This window comes from Minwuia sp. IMCC3009, assembly GCF_029909415.1.
Taxonomy (GTDB): Bacteria; Pseudomonadota; Alphaproteobacteria; order Minwuiales; family Minwuiaceae; genus Minwuia.
The window spans coordinates 3152745-3173577 of record NZ_CP123781.1; the positions used below are offsets into that span (position 1 = coordinate 3152745).

The following is a 20833-nucleotide window of genomic DNA, read 5'->3' on the forward strand; positions in this document are numbered from 1 at the left end:
CCGGATTGACCGTCGCTTGAATTTGTTGTGTTCAAGGCTAGGCTGATCCGTGTTGCGCGGGCTGGCGTATGGCGAACAGGGCCCGCGGTCACGGGTCGTTCGGGGTCGGCGGGGTCCGGCACAGGTGCAAGGGGAGTCTCTCAATGGAACGCGAGTATATGGAGTACGACGTTGTGGTCGTTGGCGGTGGTCCGTCCGGCCTGTCGTCGGCAATCCGGCTGAAGCAGCTCGCGGAGAAGGCTGGCACGGAGGTGAATGTCTGCGTGCTGGAGAAGGGGTCCGAGATCGGTGCCCATATCCTGTCCGGCGCGGTTATGGACCCGCGCGCCATGAACGAACTGTTCCCTGACTGGAAGGAACGCGGCGCACCGCTGAACGTCCCCGTGACGGGCGAGAAGTTCTGGATGCTGACGGAGCCGAGCCACATCTCCGTTCCCGCGAAGCTGCTGCCGCCGCCGATGCAGAACCACGGCAACTACATCGTCAGCCTGGGCAATGTCTGCCGCTGGCTGGGAGAGCAGGCGGAGGCGCTCGGCGTCGAGATCTACCCGGGCTTCGCCGCCGCCGAGGTGCTGTACCACGAGGATGGCTCCGTGAAGGGTGTCGCCACGGGTGACATGGGCATTTCCCGCACCGGGGAGCAGAAGGACAGCTATACGCCGGGCATCGAACTGCATGCCAAGTACACCTTCTTCGCCGAGGGCTGCCGCGGTTCCCTGACCAAGACACTGATGGAGCGGTTCAACCTGCAGGAAAGCTGCGAGCCGCAGACCTATGGCATCGGCATCAAGGAACTCTGGGAGATTCGCCCGGAAATGCATCAGGAAGGCCTGGTGGTCCATACGGCGGGCTGGCCACTGGACCGGGGCACCTATGGCGGCTCGTTCCTCTATCACCTGGAAGACAATCAGGTGGCCGTCGGCTACGTCATCGGACTGGACTACAAGAACCCCTACCTGTCGCCGTTCGACGAGTTCCAGCGCTACAAGAATCACCCCGACATCCGCCCGTTCTTCGAGGGCGGAAAGCGCATTTCCTACGGCGCGCGGGCGCTGAACGAAGGCGGGCTGCAGTGTGTGCCGGATCTGGCATTCCCGGGCGGCGCGCTGATCGGCTGTGCCGCAGGCTTCATGAACGTGCCGAAGATCAAGGGCAGCCACAATGCGATCAAGACCGGCATGATGGCCGCCGACGCTGCCTATGACGCGCTGATGGCCGCCGGTGAGGAGGGCGAGGCCGAGAAGGTGCTGAGCGCCTATCCCGAAGCCTACGAGAACAGCTGGGTCCACAAGGAACTGCATCAGGCCCGCAACGTGCGCCCGGCCTTCGCCAAGTGGGGCCTGATCGGTGGCACGCTGTATACGGGCATCGAGCAGATGCTGTTCCGGGGCAATGTCCCCTGGACGTTCAAGCATGGCCACAAGGACCATGAGGCCCTGGTCAAGAAGGATCAGGCCAGGCCCATCGACTATCCGAAACCGGATGGCGAGGTTTCCTTCGACAAGCTGTCTTCGGTGTTCCTGTCCAGCACGAACCACGAGGAAGACCAGCCGATCCACCTGACGCTGAAGGACGACACCGTTCCGGTGCAGCACAATCTCGCCTACTACGATGCGCCGGAGCAGCGGTTCTGCCCTGCTGGCGTCTACGAGATCATGCGTGACGACGACGGGTCGAACCCGCGGCTGCAGATCAACGCCCAGAACTGCGTCCACTGCAAGACGTGCGATATCAAGGACGTGACGCAGAACATCAACTGGGTCACACCGGAAGGCGGCGGCGGCCCGAATTACCCCAACATGTGATCAGGCAGCATCGGGAAAGCGCGCGGCAAAGCCCTCGGGCGACAGCCGCGCGACATTCGCGACCTGGCTGACGGTGTGATAGGCGCCGCAGAGCGCGATGACCTCCAGCTGCTGCGCGACCGTCCAGCCGTCCCGGAAGGACTGCAGCACCGGATCGGTCAGGTTGCCGGTCGCCGCGAGGCTGTCGGTCACGGTCAGCAAGGTGCGCTCCCGCCCGGTCCAGCACGCGGCCTGCGGATTTGCGTGCACCGTTGCCGCAATCTGCTCCGGCGTGAGACCGACGGCCTCCGCAAAGACGGCGACATGCACCCCCCATTCGTATTCGCAGCGCCAGTGCGCCGTGGTGCGCAGGATGACGATCTCCCTTTCCCGCAGGGGCAGCGGGCTTTCCCGGTCCAGCAGGTTCGGCACCCCCTTGCGCAGGAAACGCGCGCTGTTGGCGAAGGTCCGGAACAGGCTGAGCAGATGCCCCTGCACACGCGGATAGCCTTCCAGCAGCGCAGCGGTCTCGGCCTCGAAGGGCGGCTCCACAGGGGCAAGAATGTTGGTCATGGCATTGGCACTCCAGGCTTGCTACAGAATGTGTAGGAGCAATGTAGCTACAAATTATGTAGCGTCAAGGAGGGTGTCTTGAGCCTTGGACCCGTGCGGGGATCGACCACCGGTCGCCCGATCATGGTGCTGTTCGACATTCTGGGACAGCGGTGGAGCCTGCGGATCCTGTGGGAACTGCGACAGGGTCCATTGACGTTCCGGGCGCTGCGGGACGCCTGTGACGGGGCATCACCGACCGTTCTGAACACACGCCTGAAGGCGCTGCGCCAGCTTGGGCTGGTGGACCTGGGGCCTGATGGCTACCTGCGGACCGCTGACGGCGATGACCTGGGCAAGCAGCTCGCAGATCTCGACCGCTGGGCCAATGCCTGGGCCGAACGCAGCGCCCCGGAGCGCCCACAGCAGTCCTGAAGCCGCAGCCTGTTCAGCCCTGGCGATATCCATCGCCGAAATGGGCCTGCCGGGCGGAAGGGGGAAACATTCTTCCGGCGCTGGAAGACCCGAAACCTGCCATCCGATCAACGCTGATGCGGCGGGATCCCGTCAGTCCGCTGCCGTGCTGGCAAGCCGGCGACGGGGCAGCGCGGGCGGTGTCAGGCCGGAAACTTCCGTGATCAGTTTCGCCAGCATCGCCCGCGGAAAGTCGTTGAAATCCAGCGTCGGCAGGACGAAGGCTCCGTTGCCGCCTGCCACGTCGGTCTCGAAATAGCGCACCAGTTCCTCGCGGTCCTCGTGCTCCTTCCGGTCCTGCAGGATCGGAAGGCCATTGATCACGATACCGCGGAGCACCACGAGGTCCCGCGCCTCCGCCGACTTCACGCCCTGATTGGACGGGTCGTCGCCCGACAGGTCGATGATGCGCCTGCGCCCCTCGAAGCGATTGCTGTCGATCTCGTCAGCCCCCCGCAGCAGCGCCGTGCCGATGGCCGTGAAACTCAACCCTTCCCACGGCGGTTCCGTCTCCGCCGCGACGCTGTCGGCAAAGGCATGCGCGCTGGCCTCATCCGTGATCAGGGTCCAGGGCACGGCCATGATCTGGTTCTCCGGCCCGGCCCAGAACATGACCGCCACAGCGGCCCGCCCGGTCGGCAGGTTGCGGATGGCGGAGATCAGACGCGCATTCCGGAAGGCCGCCGCCAGCCCGTAGATCTGCGATTCATGCTCCTCCACCGTCACGCTGTGGGAGACATCCAGAGCCAGCAGCAGTTCCAGATCGACCTGCTGCCGCGCCTGCGCCGATGCGGGTCCGGCGAACGACAGCATCAGAAGACAGAAAATCATCGAAAGTCGCCAAGTCACGCATCAATCCTCCCCCCAACGTCACCGACATTGTTGCAAATGTTTCATCACTGTTGGAGACTTCATGCATTCAAAGAGCGGCATGCAACGCAAAAAGAATCGCCGCCTGGGAGGAGATGACCATGTTGAAACGCGTACTCTGTGCGGCGGTAATCGCTGGCATGCCGGTGATCGCCGGTGCGCAGACCATTGAAGATCTCAAGAATGATGCAGCGACGCCAGACGATGTGCTGACGCTCGGCATGGGCTGGGACCAGACCCGCTACAGCCCGCTGGAACAGATCAATGCGAAGAACGTCGGGCGCCTGGTTCCGGTCTGGAACTACAGCCTGGGTGACAACCGTGGTCAGGAGGCACAGCCGATCGTCCACAATGGTGTCATGTACGTCACCACCCACGATGCGACCCACGCCATCGATGTGAAGACCGGCAAGAACCTCTGGGTCAACAAGATCGAATATCCGCCGGAGACGCCGCGCATCGTCTGCTGCGGCATCGTCAATCGCGGTGCCGCCGTGCTGGAAGGCCGCCTGTTCCGCGTGACGCTGGACGGCAATGTCATCGCGATCAGCATGGAGACCGGTGAGGAACTGTGGCGCTCCGCTGCTGCCTCCATCGATGACGGCTACTCCATGACGCTGGCACCGCTGGTGACCCCGGCTGCCGTGATCACCGGCGTGTCCGGTGGCGAATACGGCACCCGTGGCTTCATTGACGGCTGGGATCCGGCAACCGGTCGCCACCTGTGGCGCAAGTACGTGATTCCCGGGCCGGGCGAGGAAGGCAACGAGACCTGGCCGGGTGACACCTGGAAGCACGGTGGCGCTCCGACCTGGATCACCGGTTCCTACGATCCGGAGTTGAACCTGGTCTACTGGGGCACGGGCAATGGCGGTCCCTGGAACGCCGAGTTCCGCAAGGGCGACAACCTCTACATCACCTCCACCCTGGCCATGCGCCCGGAGACCGGTGAGATCGTCTGGCATTACCAGTACTCGCCGAATGATCCGTACGACTACGACGAAGTGGGCGAGAACATCCTCACCGACATGATGATCGACGGCCAGAACCGGAAGGTCATGATCCACGTCGGGCGCAACGGCTTCATCTACGTTCTGGATCGCACCAATGGCGAACTGCTGCGGGCCAACCAGTACGTCAAGCATCTGAACTGGGCCGACGGGATCGACATGAAGACAGGTCGCCCGATCGACTCGGAGATCACCAAGAAGATGCGGGCGGGCGAGGAAATCGTCGTCTGGCCGGGCGCTTTCGGTGGCAAGAACTGGTTCCCGGCGTCCTACAGCCCGAAGACCGGTCTGGTCTATTCCAACACGCTGGAAATCGGCATGGGCTACAAGCCCGTCGAGCCGAAGCTGGTGAAGGCCACGTTCTATGTCGGCATCGACCTCTCCAAGGCACTGTTCTACGTCAAGGAGGGCGAGAAGCATTCCTACCTGCGGGGCATTGACCCGCTGACGGGCAAGGCCAAGTGGGAAGTCGGCTTCGACGTCGCCAACTGGAGCGGCACCATGGCAACCGGCGGTGACCTCGTATTCACGGGCGCGCAGACCGGCGAGTTCATGGCCTTCGACGCCAACACCGGTGACAAGCTCTGGCAGTTCCAGACCGGCTCCGGGATCATTGGTCAGCCGGTGACCTACACGATCGATGGCGTGCAGTACATCACGGTCGCGTCAGGTATCGGCGGTGCCTACCGGAACTACTTCCCGCTGCTGGGTGGTGTGAATGCTCCGGAAGTCGTGGAGAAACTGACCAAGGTACAGCCGGGCGGATCCTTCTGGACCTTCGCGCTGCTGAAGTAAGCGTCCCCTGTGGATGCCTGAAGGGGTCGCCTGCACACCGGGCGGCCCCTTCTGCTTCTCTGCCTTCCAAGAACGAACCTACTGGAGAAATCGGACAATGCGTGCTCGATGGATCAGACTGACCGGCATCGGCGCAACGATGCTCGCGACCACGGTATTCTCGCTGTCGGCACAGGCTGCCGGCTCGGCGGAGACCGGCAAGGAACTCTACAATACCTACTGCGTCATCTGCCACGGCCCCAACATGGTCAATTCCGGTGCCCGCGCCTTTGACCTGCGCAAGTTTCCGCTCGGTGACCGGGCGCGCTTCATCAAGTCGGTGAAGGATGGCAAGAAGGGACGCAACGAAATGCCGGCCTGGGGCGATGTCCTGTCGGCGGAGGAAATCGATCACCTCTGGGCCTACACCAAGACCAGGGGCAAGATGTGATGCGCCTGCCCGTTCGCGAGCTTCTTGCCGGACTGGCCGCGGTTGCCGCGACGGCCCTGCCGCTGGCCTCCGGCCTACAGGCCCAGCCTGCGCCCCTCAAGATCTGCCTGGAGGAGGACTCGCCACCGCTGTCATTCAGCTTCGGTCCCCGCAAGGGCGGCTTCGACCATGGTGTGGCGGAGGAGATCGCGAAGCGCATGGGTCGGCCCCTGAAGGTCCAGTGGTTCGAGTCGGAGAATGACGAGGAAGCGGTGCCGGTGTGGGAGGCCAATGCCCTGCTCAGCGACGGGTTCTGTGACCTGATCGCGGGCTACCCCCTGCTCGGCTCCACCCTCGGCAAGCCGGAGACCGACAAGGGTGCGGTCCCGGAATATGAAGGCATGAAACGCTCCGAACGCGGCCGGCTGGTGAAGCTCGGCGTGCTCAGCGCGACGCAGCCATACTACCGCGCGGGCTATGGCGTCATTGTCGGCCCGGCCGCAGAGGGCCGCCCTGTCCACCGCCTGGCCGACCTGAAGGGCCTGCGTCTGGGCGCGGAGGTCGGCACGATGGCCAGTGCCCTGCTGTTCCGCAACGCGGGCGGCCTGCTTGTGGATGACATTTCCAATATCTCGGAAACCAAGGAGCTGCTGACGCGCGCGGCGGCGGGCGAGTTCGACGCCGTGCTGATCGAGTTGCACAAGTTCGACAACTTCAGGCGGCGCAATCCGGACACGCCCCTGCACTGGAGCGGTTACGTACATCCGTTCGGCGTCAACATGGGGCTGGCGGTGCTGGAGCGCCATGCTGCCCTGCGCGAACAGGTGAATGTGATTCTGGACGCGATGAAGGCGGATGGTACGCTGGACGCGCTGGCGGAACGCTGGCAGATGACGCGCATTCCCCCGGCGCCGCCGTGGATATTGCAGCGTCTGACTCCCGGAATGCTCAACGCAGGATAATCCATGTCCCGGCCTTCGCCTCGGCCCCTGGTTCTGTTACCCGCCCTGATCGCCGGTCTGTCCGCCTTGGTGACTGCCTTCATGGCGGAGGCGCAGGAAGATCCGCTGAAATGGCTGCCGCCCGGATCGCGGATCGAGGCCACGCTTTCCGAATATCCGGCGCGGGCCGTCATTGCGGAGCAACGCGGCGGCACCGCCGGTCATCTGGCACGCCTGGGGGAGCTGGTGTTTCGCAGCCCGCTGACGCTGGGGCGCGACGCTGCCCGGCGTGGCCTGTCCTGCGATGCCTGCCACACCAATGGGGCCGCCAATACGGCCTTCATGATTCCCGGCGCATCGGACCGACCGGGCAACATCGACCTGACCCATCGGGAGTTCCACTTCCGGGAAGACGATGGTCTCGACAATCCGGTCAACATCCCCAGCCTGCGCGGTGTGCGCTGGACCGCGCCCTATGGTCATGACGGTCGGTTCCCGACCCTTCGCGCCTTCAGCCACAATGTCATCACCCGGGAGTTCGGTGGACCACCGCTGGAGGACTGGCTGATGGATGCGCTGGTGGCCTGGCAGATGGAGTTCGGTTTCACCGACCGGGACCCGGCACGAGCGACCAGCGCCGCCTATCGCGCGCACTGCCTGTCCTGCCACGGGGACAGCTCGGTTCTGCCCGGCACCCGGTTCCACGACATCGGGACCGGACGCCTGGTGCAGGCGCCGCCGCTGTTCGGCCTCGCCGAGAGCGCGCCCTATCTGCACGATGGCTCCGCCGCGACGGTCGGGGACGCGGTGCGCGCCCACGATGGTCTGAACCTGTCCGACGAGACACTGGCGGTGGTGATCAGCGACGCCGAACGCCTCGGGACCGTGACCCGGCGCTTCGATCCGGAGACGCTGAGCGGCGACCTTCGGCGGCTGGACGGGTTCCTTGATCTGGTGAACCAGCAGTTGCTGGACGAGGACGGCGTCAGGGCCGACCGGATCGGCGACATGGTGGCGATGGAGATCGGCCATATCTACCGGCGCTTCGATCCGGCGGCGGAGGATGCGCGCGCCCTTGTCCGCCAGTGGGCCAGGACACTGGCGCAGGTGATGCGGACCGGCCTGGACAGGAACTATCCCGGTGCACGCGATCTGCTGGCGGCGCTGCGGGACACGATCGCCGGTGACCTGCCGCGCCTGCAGGAACATGAGCCGACATCGCTCTACGCCAGCGCGGCGGCCAACATCGGGAAGGGGACAGGCCAGTGAAGTTCTATGACTATTTCCGTTCGTCCGCGGCCTATCGCGTGCGCATCGTCATGAACCTGAAGGGCGTGGAGGCGGAGCGGATCTTCGTCAACCTGTTCAAGGGGGAGCAACGCGCGGAGTCCTTTCGGGAGATCAGCCCCTCCGGTCTGGTTCCGGTGCTGGAGCATGACGGCAACCGCATCTTCCAGTCACTGGCGATCATCGATTATCTGGATGCGCTGTACCCGGAGCCACCGATGGTGCCATCGGACGCCGCCGGGCGCGCGCGGGTGCTGGGGATCGCCCTGGCGATCTCCGCCGACATTCATCCCCTCGGCAACCTGCGGGTCCTGAACCGCGTCGAGCACGAAGTCGGCGGCGGCAAGGCAGGCCGCGCCGCATGGATCGCCCACTGGGTCCACGATGGGCTTGCCGCGCTGGAGGCGCGGCTGTCGACGGAGAGGCAGACAGGCACCTTCTGTCACGGGGAAGCACCGGGCATCGCCGATGCCTGCCTGGTGCCGCAGATATTCTTCGCCAGACGCTTCGATCTCGACCTCGGTGCCTACCCGACCCTTGTCCGCATCGACGCCGCCTGCAACGAACTGCCCGCCTTCGCCGACGCCCACCCGATGAAGCAGCCCGACGCGGCGTAGGGGATCGCTTCCCTGCTGCCCCCCTTGCGGGGGAAGTGGCCGCGCAGCGGTCGAAGGGGGGAAACCGAAGGCTGCAGCACTGCGGTCTGATCGCTGTCCGGCTTCGCCGGTTCACCCCCTACCCGACCTTCCCCATCAAGGGGGAAGGGGAACCGTTCATGCTTCGATACGGCCGTGATCAGCCCTTGGCGTCGCGGGCCTTTGCGATCATCGACAGCATCTGTTCCGTGCTGATCGCGCCGGGGACGACCTGATCGCCAATGATGAAACCGGGCGTGCCGGTGATCTTGAGCGTGCGCGCCAGCGTGTAGTTCCGGCTGATGGCGGCATCGACGTCCGGGCTTTGCATGTCGGCCTTCAGGGCAGCAACATCCAGTCCGAGATCACGGGCGACGGCCATGATCCTGTCTTCGGTGTAGCTGCCGCGTTCCTGCATCAGGGCGACATGCATGTCGTAGTAGCGGTCCTGCTTCGCTGCGGCCAGCGCACCACGGGCGGCCAGCACTGAGTCCTCGCCCAGGATCGGAAACTCCTTGAACACCAGCCGGACATTGCCGTCCTTGTGAATGGCTTCCATCAGCGACGGGAAGGCACGCTTGCAGTAGCCGCAGCGGTAGTCGAAGAACTCCACCACCGTCACGTCACCGTCCGGGTTGCCCGCCACGAAGCGCCCGGTCGGATCGTCGAGCTGGGTCATGTGTGCGGCGACCATGGCGCTGGTACGCTCGCGCTCCGCCACTTCCGCGCGGCGCTGCATCTCCTCCAGCGCCTCGACGATCACTTCCGGATGCCGCAACAGATAGTCACGGACAATCTGTTCGATTTTCGCCTGTTCGTCCGGTTTCGCCTCCTCTGCCTGCACGGGCAGCGCAAACAGCAGCGCGAGGGCAAGGGCGAGCATGGTTCTGATCAAAGGACAGACTCCCGATTGGATGGGGCACTTCTCATGCAGACCCTTCTGCCTGCGCGATACCCGGACCGCAAGCCACAACCGTGTGAAAGTGCCTGCGGCCGCCATCAGCGCGCCCGCCGCCTGACGGTGGTGATGGCGTTCTGGATATCCAGTGCCCGGTAATAGTCGGGCGACCCCTTGGGCAGCATGCCGAGCGCACGCACGACCTGTTCCTCAGCGAAATCGAGCTGTCCGGTATGGAAGTACTGCTCGGCGCCCGCCAGCAGGGACATGCCCCGGTTGCCCAGCCTGCCATAGACGATGGCGAGCTGGCTCCAGGCCTGGGCGTTGTCATTCTCGAACCGGACAACCTCTTCCAGCAGGGCCTGTGCCTCCGCGTCCGTTGCGGGCGTGCCGGTCGCGATCAGGGCCTGCGCCAGCATCGTCGAGACGGCGGCATGCTGGATGCGTTCCGCCGCCTCGCGCAGCGGCTCCAGCGACTCCGCCACGCGCCCCCCCTCCAGCAGGATCTGTCCGCGCAGCTCCACGAAGTAGTCATTGCCGGGATAGGCCGCGATAAGTGCATCGATCTCGGCCAGGGCCTCGTCCGTCCGGGCAAGCCGCATGAATGCGACCGCGCGGGCGTAGCGGGCCACATCGGAGGTATCCTCCGGCGGATAGTCCCGCATGATGTCCCGTGGCTCCCGCACGAAACCGGCGAGCTTGGCCCGCATCAGCTGGTGCGCCCGCACCATGTCCGGCGGATCCTGCTGGTCCACCAGCGGTGATTTCTCGACCCGGCTCTCCAGTGCGTCGATACGCTCGAAGCTGATCGGATGGGTGCGCAGGTAGCTGTTGCCGCCCCGGTCGCCGAGCAGAAAGGACTGCTGGTCCAGCACTTTCAGGAACTCGACGATGCCTCTGGGCGACCAGCCTGCCCGCTCCATCAGTTCGACAGCGGCCTGGTCAGCGGCTGATTCCTGATTGCGGGAATAGGCGAGAAACAGGCCTGTTCCCGCGCTGGAGCCGCTCGCGATCAGCCCGCCCGCCGCGCGACCGTTGCCGGAGGCGGCAGCCGCGATTCCGCCCAGCAGTGCCGCGATGATCGACAGGGTCTGGGCATTGGCCAGCGCCTCCGCAGTGCGGGACAGGTGACCGCCGCGGATATGACCGGTCTCATGCGCCAGGACGCCGACAAGCTGGCGCGGCAGTTCGGTCTTCAGGATCAGTCCGGTGAAGACGAAGATCCGCTGTCCCCCGGCGACGAAGGCATTCAGCGAAGGGTCGTTGACCAGATAGGTGCGCGCCACCCGCGGGTCCAGATTTGCGGCCTGGAACAACGGCTTGGCGTAGAGCGCCAGGATATGCTCTATTTCCGCGTCCCGCACGAGATTAAGGGCGCGGTTCTGGGCATGGGTCGGCAGGGTGAACAGCAGCATCAGGGCCAGCGCCGAACAGAGGCTGGCGATCTGCCCGCGCAGGCTCCGGCCACGTGTCGGCGACGGCAGTCGGTTCAGGCGTCGCACCTTGGCGGTACTCCTCGGGACGGGTTTGTCGGGCTGCCGATGATATTGAAGGAAAAGATGGCATGAAAGTGTCGAAGCGCGGTGCCGTTCCACCATTCTACGTGATGGAAGTCATGAAAGCGGCGGCACTGCGGGAGGCCGAGGGCAAGCCCGTGCTGCATCTGGAGGTCGGGCAACCCTCCACCCCCGCGCCGTCCGGTGTGCTGAAGGCGGCCATTGCCGCCGCCGAGGGGCAGCGTCTCGGCTATACGGATGCGCTGGGGATGCCGGAACTGCGGGCCCGCATCGCGCGCCACTATCGCGACTACTACGGGGTCCGGATTCCGGCGGAGCGGATTGCGGTCACCACCGGATCATCGGGCGCGTTCCTGCTGTCCTTCCTGGCCTCCATGGATGCGGGCGACCGGATCGCGCTGGCGGAGCCGGGCTATCCCGCCTATCGCAACATCCTGACCTCGCTGGATATCGAGGCCGTGGGCGTGCCGACCGGACCGGCGACACGATTCCAGCCAACCCCCGAACTGCTGGACCAGGTGGAGGGTCCCCTGGATGCCCTGCTGGTGGCCACCCCGGCCAACCCGACCGGTACCATGCTGGATACCGAAGCGCTGCGCAGCCTGATCAGCTATTGCGACCAGCGCGACATGCGGCTGATCGTGGACGAGATATATCATGGCATCACCTATCACGGCCCTGCGGTCACGGCGGCGGCGCTGAGTGATCGGGTCATCATCATCAACAGCTTCTCGAAGTACTTCTCCATGACCGGCTGGCGGCTCGGCTGGATGGTGGTGCCGGAGGACCTGCACAGGTCCGTCGAATGCCTGGCGCAGAACCATTTCATCTCGCCCCCGGCCCTGTCGCAACATGCCGCCATCGCCGCCTTCGACTGCCAGGATGAGGTGGAGGCGAACATGGCAAGATACCGCCAGAACCGCGACCTGCTGCTGCGCGAACTGCCGAAGGCGGGACTGGATGAACTCGCCCCGGCGGACGGGGCCTTCTACATCTATGCCAACGTCAGCCGTCACACGAACGACTCGGTCACCTTCTGCAAGCGGATGCTGGCGGAAACCGGGATCGCGGCCACGCCGGGCATCGATTTCGATCCGGAGCGCGGGCACCAGTATGTCCGCTTCTCCTTCGCCGGAACCACCGAGGACATGGCGGAGGCGGCGGCGCGGCTGAAGGACTGGCTGAAATGACTGGCCACGCCTTCGATGGGCGGGTGCTGGACGCCACCATCGACCCGGAGCAGCTCCCGCTGTTCCCCGATATCTCCGGCAATACCATCAACGGGCTGGGTGAGACGCAGGTTCGCGCCCCCTCCCCGATCTACTGGCAGGACCCGCGCAGTCTGGCGCATGGGAAGCTGCAGAACTGGATGCTGGAGAAGACCCGCCGTGACGTGCCGGAGATCATGGAGATGCGCCATGGTCTCGGTGGCCGCGGTAACGAGGAACGTGCACCTGTCGCCGACCACAGGTCCGAAGGCTCGGCCGCCGGTTTCACCCAGGAAGTGAAGGCATATGCCCTGACGGCAGAGGCGGATGACGTCGGCATCGCCCGGATGCAGCCGGAATGGGTCTATGAGGGGCACAAGGCCGATCTGCCCAACGTCATCATGGTGGCGGTCCGGATGGACCACGCGGAACTGGCCACCGCGCCGGAGCCGCCGTCGGTCGTGGAGGTGATGCGCCAGTACAATCGTGGCACCCGCGCCGCCCGCGCGGTCGCGGACTGGATCAGGCAACGCGGTTTTCAGGCCGTGCCGCACGGTGGGCCGGTGGGTGGCCCGCTGGTCATGGTTCCGGCCGCCATCGCGGCGGGCCTGGGCGAACTGGGCAAGCACGGCTCGATCATCCACCGCCGTTTCGGCTCATCGTTCCGGCTGGCAGCCGTGCTGACCGACATGCCGCTGGACACGGACACACCCGACAGCTTCGGTGCCGACGGCTTCTGCGAGAACTGCCAGGTCTGCAGCCGCGCCTGCCCGCCCGATGCCATATCGGAGGCGAAGCAGACGGTGCGCGGCGTCGAGAAGTGGTACGTCGATTTCGACCGCTGCGTGCCCTACTTCAACCAGACCTATGGCTGCGGCATCTGCATCGCCGTCTGCCCATGGAGCCGCCCGGAAACCGGCCCGAAGCTGCTGCAGAAGATGCTGCGACGGCTGAAATAGGCCTCCCCGGTTGTTGGCCCGGCGTCAGAGCGACGCGCTCGGGCGCTCCTTCATCTTCGTGTACCAGGCATTCAGGGCAGGCTTCGTCTCATCGACGCGGACCTTGATGATCCGGGCGAAGTCTACAAAGACGAAGGTGGTGATGTCGGCATAGGAGAAGCTGTCGCCCACCATCCATTCACGCCCGGTCAGCCGTTCCTCCAGCATTTCCAGGAAGCGCCCGGCGCGCCTGACGCCGCGCTCGGCCAGTTCCGGGATCTGGTCGTAATTGTCGGGGCCGGGCAGGGCACGGCCCTTCATGTGCGGGTTGCCGTTGCGCAGCGCCTCGGCTACCGCCGCGCCACCCTGGCTTTCGGCGATGGCGGCCCATTGCAGGATCTCGGCCTTCTGCGCCGGTGTCGTACCCATCAGTTTCGGGCCGTCACCGACTTCCTCCAGATAGGTCGCAATCGCCAGGTTCTCGGTCAGGGTGACACCGTCATCGGTCTCCAGCGCCGGCACTGTCGCCCGCGGATTGACCTCCAGGAAATCCTCGCCCAGTTGCTCCCCCTTCGCGATGGAAATCTCGGTCGTCGGGATATCCAGCCCCTTCTCCGCGATGAAGATGCGCGCGCGGCGCGGGCTCGGTGCAGTACCACAATCATAGAAACGCATGGATCAGTCCTCCCCAGGATCAGAAGTCGGATGCGGCGCGCGACAGCGGAAGCATCCGCCATCACGCGCCATCATCAGCAGCAGGAATATCGGTCAGCAGCAATCACAGGCCAAGGGCGCCCTTCACGGCGGCCATGCCATCGCCACCGTCCAGGGTGGTGACGCCGTCCAGCCACTTGCCCAGCACCTCAGGATGCGCCTTCAGCCAGGCCGTGGCGGCCTTCTTCGGTTCCTCGTCGTCGTTCAGGATCGCGCCCATGATCTCGTTTTCCATGGCCAGGCTGAACTTCAGGTTGCCCAGCAGCTTGCCCACATTCGGGCATTCTGCCGTGTAACCCGCACGGACGTTGGTATAGACCGTGGCACCACCATAGTTCGGCCCGAACCAGTCATCGCCGCCCGAGAGATAGGCCATCTTGTGGTTGGCGTTCATCGGATGCGGTTCCCAGCCCAGGAACACCACATCCTCGCCACGGCGGGCGGCACGGCTGACCTGCGCCAGCATCCCCTGCTCCGACGACTCGACAACCTCGAAGCCCTTCAGGCCGAAGGCATCCTTCTCGATCATGTCCAGGATCAGGCGGTTGCCGTCATTGCCCGGCTCGATGCCGTAGATCTTGCCGTCGAGGCGGTCCCTGAACTTCGCGATGTCGGCGAAGCTCTTCAGCCCGGCATCATAGGCCCCCTGGGTCACGGCAAGGGTATATTTGGCCCCCTCCAGATTGACGCCCACGGTCTCGACGCTGCCATCCTCCCGAAAGGGCGCGATGTCGGCTTCCATCGTCGGCATCCAGTTGCCCAGGAAGATGTCGATGTCACCGTTCTTCAGCGAGGTATAGGTAACCGGAACCGACAGTACCTTCACATCCGGCTCGTACCCCAACGCGGAGAGCACCACCGATGTTGCCGCTGTCGTCGCCGTGATGTCGGTCCAGCCGACATCGGAGAAGCGGACCGTCTCGCAGGCCGCCGGATCGGCCGCCTGCGCGTTTCCGGCCGCCAGGGTCGCCATGCCGGCTGCCAGCCCGATACCGGCAAGGCGCCTCAGATGTCGCCGAAGGCTGCTGTGGTGTCCCATTGTGCTCTCCCGTCCTGTTGTCCAGATGGTTTGTTCGGACACGCATGGAAGCATTGAACGAATGCCGCGACAACAGCCGCCTTCAGCGGCTAGATTTGGCACGAATAACAAGGGGAGAGAGCATCATGCGTGTCGAGGGGAAGATCTGCGTCATCACGGGCGGCGCATCCGGGATCGGCAAGGCGCTGGCGGAGCGTTTCCATGCGGAGGGCGCGAAGGGCATTGTCGTCGCCGACCTGCAGGAAGACGCACTGAAACAGGTCGCGGACTCAGTCGGCGGCCTGGCCGTCGTCACCAATGTCGCGAAGGAGGCGGATATCCAGGCCCTGGTCGCGGCGGCGGAGAAGGCCTATGGCCACATCGACGTCTTTGTCTCGAATGCCGGCATCGCGCGCATGGGCGGGCTGGATGCCTCCGATCAGGACTGGCAGCAGAACTGGGACATTCACGTCATGGCGCACGTCTATGCCGCACGCGCGGTGGCGGAGAAGATGGCTGTCCGTGGCGGTGGCTATCTGATCAACACGGCGTCAGCCGCCGGGCTGCTGACCCACGTCAATTCCTCCACCTATTCGGTCACCAAGCATGGCGCCGTCGCCTTCGCGGAATGGCTGTCGATCAATTATGGCGACCGGGGTGTCCGGGTGTCCGTGCTGGCCCCGCAGGCCGTGCGTACCGCCATGACCACGGGCCGCGACGTCACCATCGCGTCGGTGGACGGCATGATGGAGCCGGAACAGCTGGCCGACTGCGTCATTCGCACCATGGACAGCGAAGAGTTCCTGATCCTGCCGCACGAGGAAGTGCGGGAGTACATGAAGCGCAAGGTTCTCGACGTCGACCGCTGGCTGAAGGGCATGCGCCGCTTCAAGGCCAAGCGCGGCGGCAGCTCCACCTGAACCTGTCCTCAGCCGCCTCTCAGCACGTGCGGTTCCGCCAGATACTCGGCGGACTGCATCTCGTGCAGGCGGCTGGCGGTGCGGTGGAACTCGAAGGCACCATCGCCGGAGGGGTACAGGTCGTCGGGTGATGCATCGGCGGCGCAGATCAGCTTGGTGCGGTTCTCGTAGAGCGCGTCGATCAGCGTGACGAAGCGTTTCGCCTCGTTGCGCTTCTCCCGCGTCATCTTCGGCACCTCGGCCAGGATCAGGGTGTGGTAGCGCTCCGCCAGTGCCAGATAGTCGGCAGCGCCCAGCGGGCGTTCGCACAGGCTGGCGAACGTCATGAAGGCCACGCCCTTGGCAGCGCGGGGAATCTCCAGCGTCCGTCCCTGGGTGGTCAGGCTTTCGGCCTGCGCCTCCTCCCCCTCCGTCAGCGCCGCGAAATCCTTCTCCAGCGCCGCATCCGCTTCCGCCCCCAGAGGCGAGACATAAACCGGCATCTGGTTCAGCCGGTCCATGCGGTAGTCGGTCGGGCTGTCGAGGTGCAGCACGTCGAGCTTCTCCTGCAGCAGGTCGATGAACGGCAGGAAGAGCTGGCGGTTGAGGCCGTCCTTGTAGAGGTCGACGGGGGCACGGTTGGATGTCGCGACCACCACGACGCCGCGGGCAAACAGCTCCGTGAACAGCCGCCCCAGGATCATCGCGTCGGCCACATCCGTGACCTGGAATTCGTCAAAGCAGAGCAGCGTCGCCTCCGACGCCACCCGGTCGGCAATGGGCGGAATCGGATCGTCGCCATCGCGCGCTTCCCTGGCAGTCTGGCGGAACCTGTGGGCGTCCGCATGCACCTCCAGCATGAAACGATGGAAATGAATGCGGCGTTTCCGCTTCACCGGGGCCGTGTCGAAGAACAGATCCATGATCATCGACTTGCCGCGCCCGACACCACCGTAGATGTAGAGACCGGAGGGTACCTCACCCACCTTCTTGCGGGCACCGAACTGGAACAGGCGGCGGACACCCTTTTCCTTGCCGGGATCGTAGCCCTGCAGACGGTGATGCAGCGACTGCAGTTTTTCCGCCGAAAGCTCCTGAACCGGGTCGTGGTTCAGTTCGCCCGCCTTCACGAGCTTGCGGTAACTGTGGATCGGGCCGGCGCTGTCCAGTCCGACCTCACTCACAGGCTCAACCTCATGCCATCCTCCGCCACCGTCCAGCCACGGGCCTCGACCTCTGCACGTTCGGCGGCATCCCGGCGCAGTACAGGGTTGGTATTGTTCAGATGGATGAAGACCTTGCGTCCGACCTCCAGCCCGTCGAAGGCGGCCAGCGTTCCATCCGGTCCACTGATCGACATGTGGCCCATCCGCTGCCCGGTCTTGATGCCCACCGACTGCACCATCATCTCGTCGTCGGTCCAGAGGGTCCCGTCGAAGAACACCATGGCCGCGCCCTGCAGGCGTTCGGCCAGCTCATCGGTCATGCGGGCACAGCCGGGGATATAGAACAGCTTGCGCCCCTGCCCGTCCGTGATCTCCACGCCCACCGTATCCTCGTCGACCGTCCCGAAATTGTTGTCGGCCGAGCCGTCCTCCAGCCAGAGTGCCACCTTGCCGGGCACGGGAAAGACGGTCAGCGAAAGGCCGAGCGGCGTACCGTCCTGCTCCGTCAGGTCAACCGGCTGGTTCAGGGTGAAGGGGCGACGGTCGACGAACTTCGGGTTCAGCACGTTGAAGATGGTGTTGGCGGCCAGCACGTCCTGAATGCGTTGCGTGGCATAGAGCGCCAGGGGCTGGCTTTCCCGCAGGTTCAGCAGCCCCGCCGTATGATCCACATCGCCATTGGTCAGCACCGCGGCGCGAATTGGACTGTCACGCAGGCCGCTCTTCGGGTGCAGCGCGGGGTTGCGCTCGATCTGCTGGCGCAGGTCCGGAGAGGCGTTGAACAGCACGAACCGCGCACCGTCCGCCGACACGGCGATGGAGGACTGGGTCTGCGCCTGCAGCGCCGGATCACCGTCCCAGAAGGCACGGCAGTTGACGCAATTGCAGTTCCATTGGGGAAACCCGCCACCTGCGGCGGCACCCAGCACCAGCACTTCCATGTCGTTCCCCCGAATCCAGAAACGTCCTGCCGCAGACAATAACCCTATCTTTCCAGGGTTGGCATCTCGATCACCTTCACGGTGGCCGAAGCGGTCGCGACCGGCCCGTTCCCACCGTCGGTCAGTTCCGCCTCGACGAACTTGGTGCGGGCACCGCCACCGATGACCCGCGCGGTCACCCGCGCGTCCCCGGCGCGCGCGCTGCGCACGAAATTGACGTTCATCGTGATGGTGACCCCGTACATGCCGACGCCCCGGTTGCGGCTGGACGCACCACCGCCCGCGATCCCGCAGTCCAGAAAGGCGGCGATGATGCCCCCATGCACCGATCCGGCGGCATTGAGGTGATAGTCGGTGAAGGTCGTCTCGATGACGTAGAACCCGTCACCACGTTCGATCACCGAAACCGGCATGTGCTCGCTCAGCAGCGGTGCACCCTTGATCTCGTTCTGTCGCATGAATCCTCCCCGGAGCCGACCTTCCCGACACCATAGGGACCGCCACCGAAGACAAAAGCCCGTATGGCGCATGGACGGTCCAGCCGATAGAGGGTTCACCTGCACCGTTTCAGGCCCTATTTCTGGGCGACCGACCGTTCAGGAGTTGCCTAGATGAAAGTCGCCATCGTTCCCGTTACACCGTTCCGCCAGAACGCCTGCGTCATCTGGGACCCCGAGACCATGGTCGGGGCGCTCACCGATCCGGGAGGTGACAAGGCGCACCTGCTGGAAGTGGCGAAGGAAAATGGTGTGAAGCTGGAGAAGATCCTGGTCACCCATGGCCACATCGATCACGCCGGGGCGGTGGCGGAAATCGCCGAGGAACTCGGCCTGCCCATCGAGGGACCGCAGAAGGAAGAGACCTTCTGGATCGACAAGCTGGATGAACAGGGCAGCCGCTTCGGCTTCGACGGCGCGCGCGCCTTCACGCCGGACCGCTGGCTGGAAGACGGCGACAGCGTCACCGTCGGTGGCATGACGCTGGAGGTACGGCACTGCCCTGGGCATACGCCCGGCCACGTCATCTTCTACAATGCCGCGTCGAAGGTGGCGATTGTCGGTGACGTGCTGTTCCGGGGCTCCGTGGGCCGTACCGACTTCCCCAGGGGCAACCATCATCAGCTCATCACCTCGATCCGGGAGAAGCTCTGGCCGCTGGGTGACGACGTGACATTCGTGCCGGGCCATGGCGACACCTCCACCTTCGGGAACGAGCGCATGTCGAATCCCTATTGCGCCGATTTCGTGGAAATCTGAGCGCCTCAATCAGGCTGAACCGACATGGAATGGCTGAGCGATCCGAACATCTGGGCGTCCCTGGCGACCCTCACGGCGCTGGAGATCGTGCTCGGCATCGACAATCTGGTCTTTCTCTCCATCGTCACCGAAAAGCTGCCGCCGGAACGGCAGCCTGCCGCGCGACGGATCGGCCTGGGTCTGGCACTGGCGATGCGCATCGCGCTGCTCTCCGTGGTCGTCTGGATCGCGGGACTGGTCGCACCGGTCTTCAGCATCGGGGAGCACACGGTCAGCTGGCGCGACATGATCCTGCTCGGCGGCGGGCTGTTCCTGATCGGCAAGGGCACCTTTGAAATACATGCGGCTGTCGAGGGTGAGGAGGAGGAAGGGGCAGCGAAGGTATCCACCAGCTTCGCCTTCGCCATCGCGCAGATCGTGGCGCTGGACCTGGTCTTCTCGCTCGACTCGGTCATCACAGCCATCGGCATGACGCAGAACCTGCCTGTCATGGTGACGGCGGTGGCGCTGGCAATGGCTGTCATGCTGTTCGCTGCAGAGCCGGTCTCCCGGTTCATCCGCACCCATCCGACGACCAAGATGCTGGCGCTCAGTTTCCTGTTGCTGATCGGGACAGCCCTGATCGCCGACGGCCTGCACTTCCATATCGAACGTGGCTACATCTACGCGGCAATCGTCTTCTCGGTACTGGTCGAAGTGCTCAATCTGGCGGCACGGAGTGCCCGTCGGAAGAAGCCCTGAGCCAGCCCCCGCGCAGACTGATCAACTGAGCATCTGGCCACCGTCGGCGGCAATGGTCTGCCCGGTGACCCAGGACGCCGCATCCGAGCCCAGGAATGCCGCCAGCTTGCCGACCTCGTCCGCGCGCCCCATGCGACCGTGCGGAATGCTGGCCAGGATGCCCTTGTACAGCGTCGGATTGTTCTGTCGCGCCATGTCCCAGACACCACCGGGGAACTCGATGGATCCCGGCGCGATGCAGTTCACCCGGATGTTCTTCGGTGCCAGTTCCACCGCCTGCGTCTTGGTGTACTGGATCACCGCCGCCTTCACCGCCCCATAGGGGGGTGTGCGACCGGACGCCATCAGGCCGGAGATGGAGGAGATGTGGATCAGGCTGCCGCCGCCGGATTTCTCGATCAGCGGTACAGCGGTCCAGCCCGCCCGGACCAGAGCCATCAGGTCGATGTCCAGCCCGGCCTGCCAGCCTTCCTCGTCGTCGGTGCGACCGAAACCGGACGGATTGTTGACCATGACATGCAGACCACCCATGGCCTCCGCCGCGCCCTCGATGAAGGCCTTCAGCGCCGCCGGATCGCCCACGTCGCAGGGCAGCGCGATGATCTGGGTACCATGGGCACCGAGACTCTCCTGCGCCTGGTCGAGACTGGACGCGGTGCGGCCACAGATCGCTACGTTCGCCCCCTCGCGCGCGAAAGCCTCTGCCATGCCGAAGCCGATTCCCCGGCTGCCACCTGTCACGATGACGTTGCGTCCCTTGAGACCCAGATCCATCACATT

Annotated in this window: 22 protein-coding genes; 12 read left to right on the forward strand and 10 right to left on the reverse strand. The window is 64.8% G+C overall.

The genetic code is table 11. The annotated features are described in order from the left end of the window. Positions 1 to 143 precede the first annotated feature (143 nt). On the forward strand, positions 144 to 1805 hold the full coding sequence (locus QGV55_RS14810) for an electron transfer flavoprotein-ubiquinone oxidoreductase (RefSeq protein ID WP_281016010.1): 1662 nt from the start codon (positions 144 to 146) through the stop codon (positions 1803 to 1805). On the opposite strand, the gene QGV55_RS14815 is transcribed toward QGV55_RS14810, so the two are convergent. After that, on the reverse strand, positions 1806 to 2357 hold the full coding sequence (locus tag QGV55_RS14815) for a carboxymuconolactone decarboxylase family protein (RefSeq protein WP_281016009.1): 552 nt from the start codon (positions 2355 to 2357) through the stop codon (positions 1806 to 1808). 123 nt (positions 2358 to 2480) lie between these two features. Between QGV55_RS14815 and QGV55_RS14820 the strand changes: the two genes are divergently transcribed. After that, the gene (locus QGV55_RS14820; protein ID WP_348637688.1) at positions 2481 to 2771 is read left to right on the forward strand and encodes a helix-turn-helix domain-containing protein; all 291 of its coding nucleotides are present in this window, start codon (positions 2481 to 2483) and stop codon (positions 2769 to 2771) included. A 132-nt stretch (positions 2772 to 2903) separates the two neighbouring features. On the opposite strand, the gene QGV55_RS14825 is transcribed toward QGV55_RS14820, so the two are convergent. Further along, positions 2904 to 3641 carry a DUF1194 domain-containing protein gene (locus tag QGV55_RS14825; RefSeq protein ID WP_281016007.1) on the reverse strand — a complete coding sequence of 246 codons (738 nt, stop codon included), beginning with the start codon at positions 3639 to 3641 and terminating at the stop codon, positions 2904 to 2906. Positions 3642 to 3781: 140 nt separating this feature from the next. On the opposite strand from QGV55_RS14825, the gene QGV55_RS14830 reads away from it, so the two are divergent. The 5 genes from QGV55_RS14830 to maiA all read left to right on the forward strand — a co-directional run bounded on the left by QGV55_RS14830 (position 3782) and on the right by maiA (position 8739). Further along, complete coding sequence (locus QGV55_RS14830; protein WP_281016006.1) at positions 3782 to 5485, forward strand: PQQ-dependent dehydrogenase, methanol/ethanol family; 1704 nt, start codon at positions 3782 to 3784, stop codon at positions 5483 to 5485. Positions 5486 to 5582: 97 nt separating this feature from the next. After that, a complete protein-coding gene (locus tag QGV55_RS14835; protein ID WP_281016005.1) occupies positions 5583 to 5915 on the forward strand; it encodes a cytochrome c in 333 nt (110 codons plus the stop codon). Further along, positions 5915 to 6856, forward strand: a complete 942-nt coding sequence (locus QGV55_RS14840) for a transporter substrate-binding domain-containing protein (protein ID WP_281016004.1) — start codon at positions 5915 to 5917, stop codon at positions 6854 to 6856. Before QGV55_RS14835 ends, QGV55_RS14840 begins: the two co-directional genes overlap by 1 nt. Positions 6857 to 6937: 81 nt before the next feature. Further along, positions 6938 to 8104, forward strand: a complete 1167-nt coding sequence (locus QGV55_RS14845) for a hypothetical protein (protein WP_281016003.1) — start codon at positions 6938 to 6940, stop codon at positions 8102 to 8104. Further along, on the forward strand, positions 8101 to 8739 hold the full coding sequence (gene maiA / locus QGV55_RS14850; RefSeq protein WP_281016002.1) for a maleylacetoacetate isomerase: 639 nt from the start codon (positions 8101 to 8103) through the stop codon (positions 8737 to 8739). The genes QGV55_RS14845 and maiA overlap by 4 nt, the downstream gene beginning before the upstream one ends. A 178-nt stretch (positions 8740 to 8917) precedes the next feature. On the opposite strand, the gene QGV55_RS14855 is transcribed toward maiA, so the two are convergent. Together QGV55_RS14855 and QGV55_RS14860 are read right to left on the reverse strand one after the other, a co-directional pair. Next, positions 8918 to 9652 (reverse strand): DsbA family protein, encoded by a 735-nt coding sequence (locus QGV55_RS14855; RefSeq protein ID WP_281016001.1) that lies wholly within the window; start codon positions 9650 to 9652, stop codon positions 8918 to 8920. A 104-nt stretch (positions 9653 to 9756) separates the two neighbouring features. Further along, a complete protein-coding gene (locus QGV55_RS14860; protein ID WP_281016000.1) occupies positions 9757 to 11157 on the reverse strand; it encodes a M48 family metalloprotease in 1401 nt (466 codons plus the stop codon). A 62-nt stretch (positions 11158 to 11219) separates the two neighbouring features. Here QGV55_RS14860 and QGV55_RS14865 point away from each other — a divergent pair, with 62 nt between their 5' ends. Then, positions 11220 to 12362 carry an aminotransferase class I/II-fold pyridoxal phosphate-dependent enzyme gene (locus QGV55_RS14865; RefSeq protein ID WP_281015999.1) on the forward strand — a complete coding sequence of 381 codons (1143 nt, stop codon included), beginning with the start codon at positions 11220 to 11222 and terminating at the stop codon, positions 12360 to 12362. Beyond that, positions 12359 to 13339 (forward strand): 4Fe-4S dicluster domain-containing protein, encoded by a 981-nt coding sequence (locus tag QGV55_RS14870; RefSeq protein WP_281015998.1) that lies wholly within the window; start codon positions 12359 to 12361, stop codon positions 13337 to 13339. Before QGV55_RS14865 ends, QGV55_RS14870 begins: the two co-directional genes overlap by 4 nt. Positions 13340 to 13363: 24 nt before the next feature. On the opposite strand, the gene QGV55_RS14875 is transcribed toward QGV55_RS14870, so the two are convergent. Continuing rightward, complete coding sequence (locus tag QGV55_RS14875; RefSeq protein ID WP_281015997.1) at positions 13364 to 13993, reverse strand: glutathione S-transferase family protein; 630 nt, start codon at positions 13991 to 13993, stop codon at positions 13364 to 13366. 103 nt (positions 13994 to 14096) lie between these two features. Continuing rightward, positions 14097 to 15005 carry a choline ABC transporter substrate-binding protein gene (locus QGV55_RS14880; RefSeq protein ID WP_348637687.1) on the reverse strand — a complete coding sequence of 303 codons (909 nt, stop codon included), beginning with the start codon at positions 15003 to 15005 and terminating at the stop codon, positions 14097 to 14099. A 191-nt stretch (positions 15006 to 15196) separates the two neighbouring features. Between QGV55_RS14880 and QGV55_RS14885 the strand changes: the two genes are divergently transcribed. Then, the gene (locus QGV55_RS14885) at positions 15197 to 15970 is read left to right on the forward strand and encodes an SDR family oxidoreductase (RefSeq protein ID WP_281015995.1); all 774 of its coding nucleotides are present in this window, start codon (positions 15197 to 15199) and stop codon (positions 15968 to 15970) included. A gap of 8 nt (positions 15971 to 15978) precedes the next feature. Here the strand turns inward: QGV55_RS14885 and zapE are convergent, their stop codons facing one another. Genes zapE through QGV55_RS14900 form a run of 3 tightly spaced genes read right to left on the reverse strand, consistent with a single transcriptional unit; the run spans position 15979 to position 18514 of the window. After that, positions 15979 to 17133: a cell division protein ZapE gene (zapE, locus tag QGV55_RS14890; RefSeq protein ID WP_281015994.1), complete on the reverse strand. Its 1155-nt coding sequence runs from the start codon at positions 17131 to 17133 to the stop codon at positions 15979 to 15981. Further along, the gene (pqqB, locus tag QGV55_RS14895; RefSeq protein ID WP_281015992.1) at positions 17130 to 18056 is read right to left on the reverse strand and encodes a pyrroloquinoline quinone biosynthesis protein PqqB; all 927 of its coding nucleotides are present in this window, start codon (positions 18054 to 18056) and stop codon (positions 17130 to 17132) included. Before pqqB ends, zapE begins: the two co-directional genes overlap by 4 nt. A gap of 44 nt (positions 18057 to 18100) precedes the next feature. Then, positions 18101 to 18514: a PaaI family thioesterase gene (locus QGV55_RS14900; RefSeq protein WP_281015991.1), complete on the reverse strand. Its 414-nt coding sequence runs from the start codon at positions 18512 to 18514 to the stop codon at positions 18101 to 18103. Positions 18515 to 18667: 153 nt separating this feature from the next. Between QGV55_RS14900 and QGV55_RS14905 the strand changes: the two genes are divergently transcribed. Both QGV55_RS14905 and QGV55_RS14910 read left to right on the forward strand, forming a co-directional pair. Then, the gene (locus QGV55_RS14905; RefSeq protein ID WP_281015990.1) at positions 18668 to 19312 is read left to right on the forward strand and encodes an MBL fold metallo-hydrolase; all 645 of its coding nucleotides are present in this window, start codon (positions 18668 to 18670) and stop codon (positions 19310 to 19312) included. Positions 19313 to 19336: 24 nt separating this feature from the next. Further along, positions 19337 to 20053 carry a TerC family protein gene (locus QGV55_RS14910; RefSeq protein WP_281015989.1) on the forward strand — a complete coding sequence of 239 codons (717 nt, stop codon included), beginning with the start codon at positions 19337 to 19339 and terminating at the stop codon, positions 20051 to 20053. Between the two features lie 21 nt (positions 20054 to 20074). On the opposite strand, the gene QGV55_RS14915 is transcribed toward QGV55_RS14910, so the two are convergent. After that, positions 20075 to 20827: an SDR family NAD(P)-dependent oxidoreductase gene (locus tag QGV55_RS14915; protein ID WP_281015988.1), complete on the reverse strand. Its 753-nt coding sequence runs from the start codon at positions 20825 to 20827 to the stop codon at positions 20075 to 20077. Positions 20828 to 20833 lie beyond the last annotated feature (6 nt).